At 76.9% G+C, this 12629-nt stretch carries 11 protein-coding genes and 1 tRNA gene; 5 read left to right on the forward strand and 7 right to left on the reverse strand.

Features of this window, described 5'->3' with window-relative positions; all coding sequences use genetic code 11:
* From GXP71_RS06375 to GXP71_RS06390, 4 genes are read right to left on the reverse strand one after another with little or no spacing between them, the layout of a single operon-like run.
* On the reverse strand, positions 1-2736 hold the full coding sequence (locus tag GXP71_RS06375) for an FtsX-like permease family protein (RefSeq protein ID WP_162351972.1): 2736 nt from the start codon (positions 2734-2736) through the stop codon (positions 1-3).
* Entirely contained in the window at positions 2733-5903 is a 3171-nt protein-coding gene (locus tag GXP71_RS06380; protein WP_162351973.1) for an FtsX-like permease family protein, read from the reverse strand. Before GXP71_RS06380 ends, GXP71_RS06375 begins: the two co-directional genes overlap by 4 nt.
* Positions 5896-6597, reverse strand: a complete 702-nt coding sequence (locus GXP71_RS06385) for an ABC transporter ATP-binding protein (protein ID WP_162351974.1) — start codon at positions 6595-6597, stop codon at positions 5896-5898. Before GXP71_RS06385 ends, GXP71_RS06380 begins: the two co-directional genes overlap by 8 nt.
* Entirely contained in the window at positions 6594-7505 is a 912-nt protein-coding gene (locus tag GXP71_RS06390; protein WP_162351975.1) for an ABC transporter ATP-binding protein, read from the reverse strand. The genes GXP71_RS06385 and GXP71_RS06390 overlap by 4 nt, the downstream gene beginning before the upstream one ends.
* A gap of 157 nt (positions 7506-7662) precedes the next feature.
* Here GXP71_RS06390 and GXP71_RS06395 point away from each other — a divergent pair, with 157 nt between their 5' ends.
* Together GXP71_RS06395 and GXP71_RS06400 are read left to right on the forward strand one after the other, a co-directional pair.
* Entirely contained in the window at positions 7663-8034 is a 372-nt protein-coding gene (locus GXP71_RS06395) for a hypothetical protein (protein ID WP_162351976.1), read from the forward strand.
* Between the two features lie 138 nt (positions 8035-8172).
* Positions 8173-9015 (forward strand): SDR family NAD(P)-dependent oxidoreductase, encoded by an 843-nt coding sequence (locus GXP71_RS06400; RefSeq protein WP_162351977.1) that lies wholly within the window; start codon positions 8173-8175, stop codon positions 9013-9015.
* A gap of 617 nt (positions 9016-9632) precedes the next feature.
* On the opposite strand, the gene GXP71_RS06405 is transcribed toward GXP71_RS06400, so the two are convergent.
* Positions 9633-9706 (reverse strand) — tRNA-Pro (locus tag GXP71_RS06405).
* An 85-nt stretch (positions 9707-9791) separates the two neighbouring features.
* Positions 9792-10121 carry a YciI family protein gene (locus GXP71_RS06410; RefSeq protein WP_162351978.1) on the reverse strand — a complete coding sequence of 110 codons (330 nt, stop codon included), beginning with the start codon at positions 10119-10121 and terminating at the stop codon, positions 9792-9794.
* 184 nt (positions 10122-10305) lie between these two features.
* Here GXP71_RS06410 and GXP71_RS06415 point away from each other — a divergent pair, with 184 nt between their 5' ends.
* Positions 10306-10692 (forward strand): VOC family protein, encoded by a 387-nt coding sequence (locus tag GXP71_RS06415; RefSeq protein WP_162351979.1) that lies wholly within the window; start codon positions 10306-10308, stop codon positions 10690-10692.
* A 3-nt stretch (positions 10693-10695) separates the two neighbouring features.
* Here the strand turns inward: GXP71_RS06415 and GXP71_RS06420 are convergent, their stop codons facing one another.
* A complete protein-coding gene (locus GXP71_RS06420; protein WP_162351980.1) occupies positions 10696-11202 on the reverse strand; it encodes a hypothetical protein in 507 nt (168 codons plus the stop codon).
* 155 nt (positions 11203-11357) lie between these two features.
* Here GXP71_RS06420 and GXP71_RS06425 point away from each other — a divergent pair, with 155 nt between their 5' ends.
* Positions 11358-11864, forward strand: coding sequence for a sigma-70 family RNA polymerase sigma factor (locus GXP71_RS06425; protein ID WP_162351981.1), 507 nt, complete (start codon positions 11358-11360; stop codon positions 11862-11864).
* A complete protein-coding gene (locus tag GXP71_RS06430; RefSeq protein WP_162351982.1) occupies positions 11861-12583 on the forward strand; it encodes an anti-sigma factor in 723 nt (240 codons plus the stop codon). Before GXP71_RS06425 ends, GXP71_RS06430 begins: the two co-directional genes overlap by 4 nt.
* Positions 12584-12629: the final 46 nt, after the last annotated feature.

The raw sequence follows: 12629 nt of genomic DNA on the forward strand, positions 1-12629 counted from the left end.
TCAGCGGACGCGCAGGACCTGGCCCAGCCGCTCACGGCGGCGCGTCGAGGACTCGACGGCGACGACGACGAGGACGGTGAGCGCGAGCAGCGCGACCGGCGCCGCCGCCCACCACGCGGGCGCGACCGCGGGATCGTCCGCCTGGCCGGTGACCAGCCGCAGCGCGAGGGGTCCCACGAGCACGCCGACCAGGAGGACGCCGAGCGCGACGCCCCCGACAGCGCCCACGAGGGTCGGCGGGAGCAGCTCGCCCGCCGCGACGCGTGCGGCGGCCCGCCCGCGCAGCCCGAGCACCCGTGCGCTGGCCAGCGACCGGGCCCGACCGGGTGCCGATGCGGCCGCGTCGAGCACGACGACCGTCGCCGCGAGCGCCGCGCACACCAGCGCGACGAGGACGACCAGGCCGACGAGCCCGCTGGTCAGCGGGTCGGACCGCCGGTCGGCGAGCCACTGCGCACGGGACAGGTCGCGAGCCCCGACGGTCGCCGCGGCGGTGTGCGCCGCCGCCGGGGCGCCGGGTCCGACGGCCCACACGGTGTTGCCGTCCGCGACGCCCCGGTCGGCGCCCGCGGGCCGTGCGCCGCTGCGGTTCTCGCGCGCGTCCGCGAGGGCCTCGGCGACGGCGGTGAGTGCGGCGCGGTCGACGACGACCGTCGGCACGCCGGCCTCGGCCTGCGGGGCGGGCAGCGCGGGGGTCTCGCCGACCGGCTGCAGGTCGATCGTCACGTCGCCCCAGCGCAGGGCGGCGTCGGCGTCGAGCAGGGACGCCGTGACGAGCGCGGGGAGCGCCCGCACCCCCGTCCCGGCTCGTGCGGCGTCGGACGCGTCGGCGAGTGCCCCGAGCTGGGGTGCCGGGCCCGTCGGGGTGCGTGCGAGCAGGTCGCCGTAGGGGAGCGGGTCGACCGCGAGGACCCGCACGGTGCCGACCCGGGGGACGCCGAAGAGCTGCGTGTCGTCCTGGACGCGAGCGACGGCGACCGCGTCGACACCGTCGGCGCGGGCCAGCGACTCGGCGACCTGCTCGACCGAGGTGTCCGGTGACGTCGTGCGGACGACGACGTCGGCACCGACCGCGTCCCACGCGCCGTCCTCCTGCCCGGCGCGGGCGGTCCCGGCGAGCGCGGCGCACAACGCGACGAGGGTCGTGAGCACGACGAGCGCGACGAACGGCAGGACGGCACCGGCGGCCCGTGCGCGGGCCATCGCGAGCAGGGGGCCGGCCTTGCGGGACCGTCGTGCGGCGCCGAGCGCCGCGCCGACGAGCGGTGGGACGCCGCGCCAGAGCAGCAGCGCACCGGTCACCGCGACGAGGACGGGTGCCGCGGCGAGCAGCAGGTCGGCCGCGCCGGAGAGCGACGCCGCGCCACGGCGCACCAGCGCGGCGGTCGCCCCGACGGCGACGACGAGCAGCGCGGCCTCGAGGGACACGCGCCGCACGGTGCGGACACGCTGCGCGAGGCGCCGGCGGTGCCGGTCGGTCGGGACGCGGCGCGGTTCGACGTGCCGCGCCGTCACGGTCGCGAACGCCGCAGGAGCGAGCACGCCGACGGCGGCGACGCCGACGACCCCCGGCCACGTCACGGTGCCGGGAGCCACGACGGCGCCGAGGACGAGCCCGGCCGCCGCGCCGGCGCCGACCACGACGGCGGACTCGGCGGCAGCCGCGCCCGCCACACCCGCGAGCGACGTGCCGCGTGCCCGGACGGTCCGCAGGGCGGTCGCGCGACGCCGCGCGAGGAGGTCGCCCGCGACGAGCAGGACCAGCGCGCCACCGGCCGCCAGCCCGGTGAGCACGACGACGGCCTGCGACCAGGTGGCGTCCACGCGCGCCCCGACCTGCGTGAGCAGGAGGTCCAGGCGCGACGTCACCCGGACGTCGGACCCGGGCACGGTGAGGACGTCGGGGGACGCCTCGAGCGCGGCGACCTGGCGCACGAGGTCGCGCGCGGCGGCGTGGTCGAGCGCCTGCGGGTCCACGGCGAGGCGGAACGTGCGCGTCACGCCGTCGGGCTCGAGCGCGGCGCGCGCGGCGGGCAGGGAGGCGGCCGAGAGCAGCCCGGCGACGACCGTCGTGCGGGCGTCCTCGCGTCCGTAGGCGCGCGGCCCGAGCAGCTCGGGGCGGGCGGTCCACGCCGCGTCCTGCGGGTCCAGCGCGACGAACACGCCCGTGACCAGCAGCGGGACGACGGTCCGGTCGGCGGTGGTCGCGGACACGGTGTCCCCGGCCCCGACGTCGAGCGCGTCCGCGACAGCCTCCGACAGCCCCACCTGGACGGCCAGGTCCGGCCCGGGGCGGCCGGGGGCGACGCCGTCCCGCCACCGGACCGCGGGCTCCTGCCCCGCCCACACGTACGCGAGCCGGAGCAGCCCGCCCGTCGGCAGCCCCGCGGTGCTGAGGTTCAGGTCGGAGCTCGCCGCGGACGCGACGGGCGGGTCGAGGACGGCGCCCAGCGACGCAGGCAGGGCGGCGTCGAGCGAACGTGCCACGTCGTCGACGCCGATCGTCGTGTCCGACTCGCCGGCCGTCGCGTCCGACGTGCCCGCGCCGTACCGGCTCGTGACCACGACGTCGGCGGCCGGGTCGGCCTGGGCGACCGCGGTGCGCACCGCGGTGTCGGCCCGCGCGGTCAGCAGCCGCGGGACGGCGTCGGTCACGGCCACCAGGAGCGCGACCACGACCGCGGTGACGAGCAGCGGCCACAGGTCGGCGCGGGCCCGGCGCCACGCCGCGCTCATGCGGCCGGGTCCGTGCGCAGGCGCGCGATCGTCGACCGTCGCACGGCGCGTGACGCGAGCGGCACGACGACCGCCGCGCACCCGAGCAGCAGCAGCACGAGCGCCGCCGTCTGCGCGGACCACGGCCACTGCGGTGCCGCGGCGGGCACCGGGACGAGCCCTTCGGGCGACACCGCGAGCAGCGGGCCGACGGCCCAGCACGTGAGCAGGCCCAGCAGCGCGCCGAGGAGCAGGGGAGCAGCGACGAGGAAGCCCTGCTCGGCGAGCACCGACGCGAGCACCGTGCGGCGGGGCGCACCCAGCCCGCGCAGCCGCGCGACGTCGAGCTCGCGCGCCTCGAGCGCGGCCGTCGCGTGCAGCGCGGTCCCCGCGAGCGCGAGGACGACGGCCGCGACGACGAGGAGCGCCGCGGCGGCCCGCTGCGCGGCACGCAGGGGCCCGTCGACGGCGTCGCGCACCACGGTCGCTCGCTCGACGACGGGCGTCATGCCCAGCCCGCCCAGGGTGGCGGCCGCGTCGGCACGGAGCTCGCCGCCCACCCACCACGCGTCGGTGAGGGGGGCGAGGTCGCCCACGCTGAGGGCGGCGCGGGACAGGGTGTCCACGTCGGCGAGCACCGCGGGTCCGCGCGGCTGGGACGGCACGTACGGCGTCACACGCTGCACGACGGCCTCGACGCGCGTGAGGCCGAGCGACACCTGGAGGCCGTCGCCGACGCCGATCCCCAGGTCGTCGACGAGGGGTGCCGACAGCACGACCGGCACCTCGGCGACGGGTGCGAACGCGAGCGCGGTCAGCGCACCGTCGGTCCAGTACAGGCCGGGCAGGTCGAGGCTCCCTGCGAAGGTCACGCGCACGCCGTCCGGCACGGCGTCGCCGCTGACGTCCGTGAGGGTCACGACGCCGAAGTCGTCGCGCGGCGGTGTGGCTGCCCACCACGAGGCGTCGGGTGCGGGCGTCGCGCCGCGCAGCGTCACGTCGAGCGTGAACCGGGGGGACCGCTGCCGGTCGGGGTCGCTCCCGACGGCCGAGAGGCGTGCGTCGACCGCCACGACGCGGGCGTCGGCCGGGACGTCGACGGGTGTCGTCGTGGTGGTGCCGTCGAGGGTCGCGGTGCCGACGGGGACCGCGGCCCGGGCACCGTCGGCGTCCTGCACGACGAGGGTCAGCGCGGCCTCGACCGTGACGTCCTCCCCGTCGACCTGGCTCGTCACGACGACGTCGGTCCGATCGCCGGCGACCTCGGCCCCGCCCGCGTCGTCGGCCGGCGCCAGCCCGGACGTCGCCTCCTCCCAGCCGCCCGACGGCAGACGACCGCGCAGCAGCGCGTCGGCGTCCCGGGTGTCGACCGCGACGAGCTGCACGGTCTCGTCGCCGCTGTGCGCACGCGAGCCGAGCACGGTCGGACGGGTCGTGACGGGGCTGACCCGCCCACCGGTGGCGTCCCGCACGACCGCCCCGGAGCCGAGGACGTCTCCCGGCGCAGGGACCGACAGGTCCGTCCCGACGCGCGCGGCGGCCTGGTCGCGCTGCGACTGCGTCCACGTCGCGGCGAACCCCACGCCGAACGTCGCGCAGGCGGTCGCGAGCACCAGGAGGAACGCCGCGGCGGCGCCCTGGCGGCGGCGTGCGACCCCCCAGGCGGCGAGCGGCAGCGTGAGCGTGCGGGCCGCACCGGCGCGGGCGTCGACGCGACGCGCGAGCAGCGCGAGGGGACGCAGCAGGAGCGCCGACCCGGCCAGGAGGCACACCACGGGGGCGGCGACGAGGACGGGGTCGACCACGGTGCCGGTGGCGACGCGGTGCGCGCGCAGCTGCAGGAACGCGAGGACGGCGAGCACGAGCAGCAGCAGGTCGGCACCCGAGCGTGCGACGACACCGACGCGGTCCTCCCGGCCGCGCGGCGACGCGGTGCGCAGCCACGGCAGCACGAGCAGCGCACCGAGCACGACCGTCACGGCGGCGACGCTCGCGACGAGCGGCACGAGGTCGCGCCCGGGGACGGCGGTCGGCCCGAGACCGACGGCGTCGGCGAGCGCGCGGTAGAGCACGAGCGCGAGGACCGTCGCGGGGCCGACGGCGAGCAGCGCGAGCGCGGCCGCCTCGGTTCCGGCCTGCGCGACGAGCCGCCGTCGACCCATGCCGCGCGCGGCGAGCAGTGCCGCCTCGGGTGCGCGGCGCCCTGCGACGAGCCGGGCGGCGAGCGTCACGGTCGTCGCGGCGAGGGCGGCGCCGAGCAGCGCGACGGCGAGCACGCCCGAGCCCGTGACGCGCCCCTGCTCGCGTGCCGCGCCGAGCGTCCGGGCGAACGGCCGGTCCACGACGACGTTCTGCGCGCGCTCCTCGAACGCGCTCTCGAGCTCGCCGGGCAGCTCGTCGACGGCGTCGCCCGCGCGTGCGAGGTCGACGGCTCCGGCTCGGGCGAGGTCGGGCTGCACGACGAGCGTGACCCGGCGCAGCGGGACACCGCCGGCGTCGATCCCGCCGGGCGTGACGACGAAGGGACCGTAGGCCGCGAGGTGGCCGCGGAAGTCGGGGCCGACGCCCGCACCGCGCAGCGGGTCCTGCTGCCAGGACGCGCCGGGACGGGGCGCGAACGTGCCGACGACGGTGACGTCGACCCCGGACCCGCCCGCCTCGGTCGCGAGCGTCGTCGTGCTGCCGACGTCGAGGCCGAGCGCTCCGGCCGCCGCGACGGGCAGCGCGGCTTCCCCGGGGGCGGTGGGCCACCGGCCGGCGACGACGGTGCCGCGCACGTCCGGGTCGTCGAGCTCGGCGAGGTAGCCGAGCCGGACCGGGCCGCCGTCCGCGGGCAGGTGCTGCATGATGCTGGACGCCCACGTGGTCCGCGTCGTCGGGAGGTCGCCGAACGGTGCCGTGAGCAGCGCGGTCGCGGTGGCGACGGCGTCCGACGCGTCACGCGCGGTCGCGGCGACGAGCGGGTCCACGTCGGGGTCGTCGGCGTCCTCGGGGAAACCGAGCGCGACGCCGACCTGCACGTCGGGCGCGGGCGCGTCGGACATCGCCAGCTGCAGCGCACGCTGCGGGGCCGCGGTCGTGAGCAGCACGCACACGCCGACGAGCGCCGACCCGGCGACCATGACGGCGAGCACCGCGGCGAGCACGGCCGCCTGCGCACGGCCCCGTCGCCAGACGTGCTCACCCACGCGCGACCGCCTCGACCACCCGGCCGTCGACGAGGTGGAGAGCCCGGTCCGCGAGCGCGATCATCACCGGGTCGTGCGTCGAGACGACCGCGGTCATCCCCTCGGCCTCGACGACGCCGCGGATCAGCGCCATGACGGCGAGGCCGGTCTCGCTGTCGAGCTGCCCGGTGGGCTCGTCGGCGACGAGGAGACGCGGCGACGAGGCGAGGGCGCGGGCGATGGCGACGCGCTGCTGCTGGCCGCCGGACAGCTCGTCGGGGCGCTGCTCGGCGTGCTCGGCGAGGCCGACGAGCTCGAGCAGCATCGCGACGCGACGCTCGCGCACGTCGACGGGTGCCTCGTGCAGCCGCAGGGGGACGCCGACGTTCTCCGCGGCGGTCAGCGCCGGCATGAGCCCGAACGTCTGGAAGACGAACGCGACACGGTCGCGGCGGAGCGTGGCCTGGCCGTCGTCGTCGAGCCCGGCGACGTCGACGCCGTCGACGTGCACGGTGCCCTCGTCGGGGCGGTCGAGCCCGCCGACGAGGTTGAGCAGCGTCGTCTTGCCCGACCCCGAGCGCCCGACGAGCGCGACGAGCTCCCCGGGGGCGACGTCGAGGTCGACGCCGCGCAGCGCGTGCACCGCGGACCGCCCGCTGCCGAACGTGCGGTGCACGCCGCGGACCTGCACCGCCGCGCCGGGCGTGGGGCTCACCGGGCACCGCCGTCGCGCCAGACGGCCAGGTGGTCGGCCTGGAGCACGAGCCGCACGCGGCTGGTGAGCGCGAGGGCCTCGCGGTACTCGCGCGGCACCTGCAGCCGGCCCGCGCGGTCCATGACGGCGTACTCCTCGTGCACGACGTCGCCGTCGGTCTCCCGGCGCAGGACCTCGCTGCTCGTGCGGCCGTCGCGGATCGCGACGGTCCGCTCGACGAGCGAGCTGACCGCGGAGTCGTGGGTGACGACCACGACGGTCGTGCCGGCCTCCCGGTTCACGGTGCGCAGCGTCTCGAAGACCTCCTGCGTGGTGGTCGTGTCGAGCTCGCCCGTGGGCTCGTCGGCGAGCAGGAGCTGCGGCGCGTTGGCCAGGGCCGTCGCGATGGCGACGCGCTGCTGCTCACCGCCCGACATCTCCTGCGGCCGGCGGTCGGCGACGTGCCCGACGCCCACGAGGTCGAGCAGCTCGTCCGCGCGCCTGCGCCGCTGCCGCCGGGGGACCGTCGTGATCGGCAGCGCCACGTTCTGCCGCGCGGTCAGGTAGGGCAGGAGGTTGCGGGACGTCTGCTGCCACACGAACCCGACCGTCCGGCGGCGGTACACGACCCGGTCGCGTGCGGGCATCGCCATGAGGTCCCATTGCCCGACCCGCACCCGGCCGGCGGTCGGGGCGTCCATCCCCGAGAGCACGCCGAGCAGCGTGGACTTGCCCGACCCGCTCGCCCCGACGACCGCGACCATCTCGCCCTCGTGCACCAGCAGGTCGAGCCCCTGCAGCGCCTGGACCTCGACGCTGCCGGACTGGTAGATCCGCACGAGGTTGTCGCACACGACGAGCGCGTCGTGCCCGTACTGCGCCGGGCGCGGGGCGCGGCCGCCCAGGGCTTCGAGCGTGCTCTCGGACACCGGCGGCTCCTCCCGTCATCGCGAACGTCCACCGCGCACAGTAGGCGTGTTCACGCTCACACGGGGCGCACACGCGTGGGTGACCCACGGACGCCGCCACGTCTGCGACGCGCGTGGGCCGTCACCGTGCGGTGGGCACGAGCCGCATACTCGGCAGATGACGTCCGTCCCGACCTCCGGTGGCGCGCCCGCCCAGCAGCGCGGACTGCGCCTCGACCCCGACCAGCCCCGGGTGCTGCACGTCGAGGGCGACGTCGACGTGCACGCCGTGCTCCGCCTCGCCGAGGCGCGCGGGTCCGACCGTCTGACGCTCGGACGTGACCTCGCGGCCGCGGGCGTGCGCGAGGCGGAGCTCACGCGTGCGACGTTCATCGACTCGTCCGTCATCGCGCTCCTGCTCGCCGTGTCGTCCCACCAGCCGCACGGGCGCCTGAGCCTGCGGGGCGCGAACGGCAGCCCGCTCATGGCGCTCGAGGCGTCCCGGGTCCAGCCCATGTTCGACCTGGTCGACGTCGGCCCGGCGCTCTGAGCAGCAGGCCGACATCGGCCGAGCACCGGCCGGCACCGTCCGGAGCGGGCGTCGCGCGCCATCGTCCCTGGTTCCCGTGCGGGTCCGCCGCTAGCGTGGCGACCACCGAGGTCCACGCCGAGCGGGGGAGGACCGCCCATGCGATCCGTCGTCGTCACGGGCGCGTCGACCGGCATCGGCCGCGCGACCACCGCAGCGCTCGTCGCCGCGCGCTTCCACGTGTGGGCGACCGTCCGCCGGCCCGACGACGCCGCGAGCCTGCGGCTCGACCACGGGGACGCCGTCAGCCCGCTCCTCGTCGACATCACCGACGACGACGCCGTGCGTGCCGCGGGGGACGAGGTCCACGCCGCCGGACCGCTGTACGCCCTGGTCAACAACGCCGGTGCCGCGCTTCCCGGGCCGCTCGAGCACCTGCCGCTCGACGTGCTCCGCCGCCAGCTCGAGGTCAACCTCGTCGCCCAGCTGGGTGTGACGCAGGCGATGCTGCCCGCCCTGCGCGCGAGCCGGGACGCCGGCAAGGACGCACGGATCGTGATGATCGGGTCGATCGGCGGTCGCGTCGCCGGGCCCGTCCTCGGCGCCTACAGCGCGGCCAAGTTCGGCGTCGTGGGCCTGACGGGGTCGCTGCGTGCCGAGCTCGCGCCGTCGGGCATCCGTGTGCTGCTCGTCGAGCCGGGCGCGATCGCCACGCCCATCTGGTCACGCGGCGCGGCCGCCGGCCAGCTCGTCGCGGACGCGATGCCACCCGAGGGGCTCGCGCGCTACCGCGGCCAGATCGACCACGCCCTGGCGAACGCGCGTCGCAGCGCGGTACGCGGTGCGCCGCCCGAGCGCGTCGCGGACGTCGTCGTGCGCGCGCTCCTCGACCGGCACCCGGCCCCGCGCCGCGTCGTCGGCCGGGACGCCCGGGTCGCCGCCGCGATGGTGCGCCTGCTGCCGCACCGTGCGGTCTACGCCCTCACCGCGGCCCGCCGCTGAGCGTGCGGCCTGCGCGACGGTGCGGCCCCGTCGGCGCGGACGGCGTCGACGACCTGCCGCTCGGTCGCGACGCGCACGCTCGCCGGCCGCCGGGGACGGTGCGCGGACGCTGCCGTCGGCGCGCGCCGGGCCGACGTCCGCCGGACCAGTGCCGGTGGCCCTTCGGCACGGTGAGGACGTCGGTGACGTCGACCTCGAAGCTGCCGACGGGGGGGTGAACACGCTGCCGGTCGGGTCGGAACGCGACGGACACCACGGCGCGCAGCTCTGCCTCCGCCAGGGCGCGCAGGTGGTCGAGCGCTCCAGGTCCGCCGACGAGACGGCCGGTGCCTCACACCCCGTCGGGTTCGACGTCGACGCTGTTGATCCATCCGTCGGCGGCTCGGGCACGGGGGCGACTCCCGGGAGGTCCCCGGGGGGCCGTCGCGGAAGGGATCAGCAAAGCGTCGGCCCCCGGGGGTAGCGGGCACTACCGGTGACGGCCCGCCCGGTCATGGGGTCACCGGGGCGAGGTGGGCGACGACGAACGCGGGCGGCTCGGTGATTTCACTCCCGGACAACGGGAAAGGGGCCGTCCCCGAACTTCGGAAACGACCCCTGACCTCAGGTTATATCGGTCGGGCTGACAGGATTTGAACCTGCGACCCCTTGACCCCCAGTCAAGTGCGCTACCAAGCTGCGCCACAGCCCGATGGCCCCCGCAGGGGCCTCGGAAACTCTACCTCACCGGGGCGGGGTGCCCGTCCACCCGTTTCAGGGCCGCGCGTCGGCGCGCCTCACCCCTCGAACGGCCAGAACGGCCGCACCTCGACGCGCCCGAAGCGGGCCATGGGGTGCCCGGCCGCGATCCGCAGCGCGTCGTCCAGCGACCCGCACTCGACGACGTCGTACCCGGCGATGTGCTCGGCGGTCTCGGCGAAGGGGCCGTCGGACACGAGCGTCTCGGAGCCGCGCACGCGGACGGTGCGGGCGTCGGACACGGGCCGCAGGCGGTCGCCGTGCAGGCGGGCGGACCCGGTCTCGTCGAGCCACTCCTGGATGCGGTCGCCCTCGGGGGTGTACGGCTCGCCGGTCGGGTCGGTGCAGATGAGCAGCATGTAGCGCATGGTGGTTCTCCGTCGCTCGCAGGAACCGGGCGGCGGTGGCCCGGCGGACGACCCCATGACGGGCGAGCCGCGCCGGGATCGACAACGTGCACGTCCGTGCAGCGCGATTGACCCTGTCACGGCCCGGTCCTAGCGTCGAGCCGCCGGCCAGCCGAGGGTCGTCTGGCCCGCCCAGGAGGCCGCCATGCTCTCCGACTTCGACGCCATCCCCGTCCTCGCGGTCACCGACCTCGAGAAGGCGCGCGCGTTCTACGAGACCACGCTGGGGTTCACCAGCGCGGGGGACGCCGCGGAGGGCGTGGTGTACCGGGCGGGCACCGGTCAGTTCCTCGTGTACCCCTCGGGCTACGCGGGCACCAACCAGGCGACGGCGATCTCCTTCCAGCTGTCGGCGGACCGGTTCGACGCCGAGGTCGCGGACCTGCGCGACCGGGGCGTCGCCTTCCAGACCTTCGACGTGCCCGAGGGCACGTGGCAGGACGGGGTGCTGGTCTCGGGCGAGATGAAGGCGGCCTGGTTCGCGGACCCGGACGGCAACATCCTCAACGTCGAGACCGGCGCGGAGGGCTGAGCGTCACGGGCCGACCTGCGACCCGTCCGGTGCGACCGCGTACCAGACCTGGTTCGCGCCCTGGCCGTTGACGTCGCCGGGCGCCTCGTCCTGCGCGAACAGGTAGACAGGCCGGCCGTCGATCGTCACCTGGTACTCGCCGTCGGGCGTCTCGATGGTGCCGAGCTCACCGGTGACGCCGTCGGCGACGACGTCCTCGGACTCCGCGTAGACGGGCGGCCAGGCCGTGAGGCAGTCGCCCGTGCACGCGCTCGTACCCGAGCCGGGGGTGTCCTTGAGGAAGTAGTAGACGGTCATGCCGTCCTTGTCGACGACGATCGAGCCGAGGCTCGTGTCGGCCGTCATGAGGTCGGCCGCGCCCGCCGAACCGTCGTCGGAGGGTGTCGACTCCGTCATCTCGTCGGTGGTCGCCTCGGTCTGCGCGCCGGTGTCGTCGCCGGAACCCGAGCAGCCGACCAGCGTGGCGGTCGCGACGAGGCCGAGGGTGGTGAGCAGGATGGTGCGTCGCACGGTGGTCCCCTTTCCCCGGGGAGCGGGCCCGCGCCGGACGGTGCGGTGTCGCGGGCTCCCCGTGGAGTCCACGGGCGGGTGAGGTCTCGGGTTCACCTGAACCCGGAGCGGGTGCCGTCCGTGGTGTGGGTGACAGGACGGGAGGTGGGGCGCGCGTGGACGACGACGCGGACGAGCTGCTGCGCGCTCTGCACGCGGCCTACGCCCGGCCGCTGCACCACTACGTCGTGCGGCTCACGGGCGACCACGAGCTCGCGCAGGACGTCGTGCAGGAGGCGATGGTGCGGGCGTGGCGACACCCCGAGGTGATGGCCCGGGACGACGACGCGGCGCGCGCCTGGCTGTACCGGGTGACGCGCAACCTCGTGATCGACGACCGGCGCAGCGCCCGGCACGTGCGCGAGCACATGACGGAGCAGACGCCCGACGTCCCGACGCCCGACGGCACGCAGGCCGTGCTCGACGCCTGGCTCGTCGCGGACGCGCTCACGGGCCTGTCCGCCGAGCACCGGGCCGTGGTCGTCGGGGCGTACTACGGGGGGCGGTCGGTCGCGGAGCTCGCCCGCGAGCACCAGATCCCGGAGGGCACCGTGAAGTCGCGGCTGCACTACGGGCTGCGCGCGCTGCGGCTCGCGCTGCAGGAGAGAGGGGTGACGTCATGACCGGCCGCGACAGCGCCGACCGACCCGACCTGCCCGCGGACGACACGTTCCGCGAGTGGGACGCGGCGTACGTGCTGGGGGCGCTCGGACCGTCGGACCGGCGACGGTTCGAGGACCACCTGGCGGTCTGCGACGCCTGCCAGGACCGTGTCGCCGAGCTCGCCGGGATGCCGGGACTCCTGCGGGCGCTGCCGCCCGACCAGGCCGCCGCGCTCCTGGCCCCCGAGCCGTCCGAGGTCACCGACACGGAGGTCGTCGACCTCGCGGCGGTCGCCGGCCGCGCGCGCTCGGCACGCCGTCGCCGCCGGCTCGCGACGATCGCGACAGCCGCCGCGGTGGCCCTCGTCGGGGCCGTCGGGGGCGCGTGGGTCGCGCCCACCGTCGCACCCGCCCCGGTGACCGCCCAGGCCGCGCACCTCGCGCTGCGGCCGGTCGGGGGCGTCGACGTGACCGCGAACCTCACGATGCAGCAGAAGAACTGGGGCACGCGCCTCGACTGGTCGTGCGAGTACCCGGCGCCGCCGGCCGACTACACGCTCGTGTACGAGCTCGTGCTCGTCGAGGGCGACGGGACCGCGACGGTCGTCGCGACGTGGTCGTCGCACAGCGGCCAGGCGCGCGGGCTGGGGGCGTCGTCGAGCATCCCGGCCGACGACATCGCGCGCGTCGAGATCCGGCTGCAGGGCGCGGAGGACCCGCTGGCAGCGGCGACGACCTGAGGGGCGACGTCACCGTCGCGCCCGGCCTGGACCGTTCGGCGGCGGC

This window comes from Cellulomonas sp. H30R-01 (assembly GCF_010119915.1).
Taxonomy (GTDB): domain Bacteria; phylum Actinomycetota; class Actinomycetes; order Actinomycetales; family Cellulomonadaceae; genus Cellulomonas; species Cellulomonas algicola.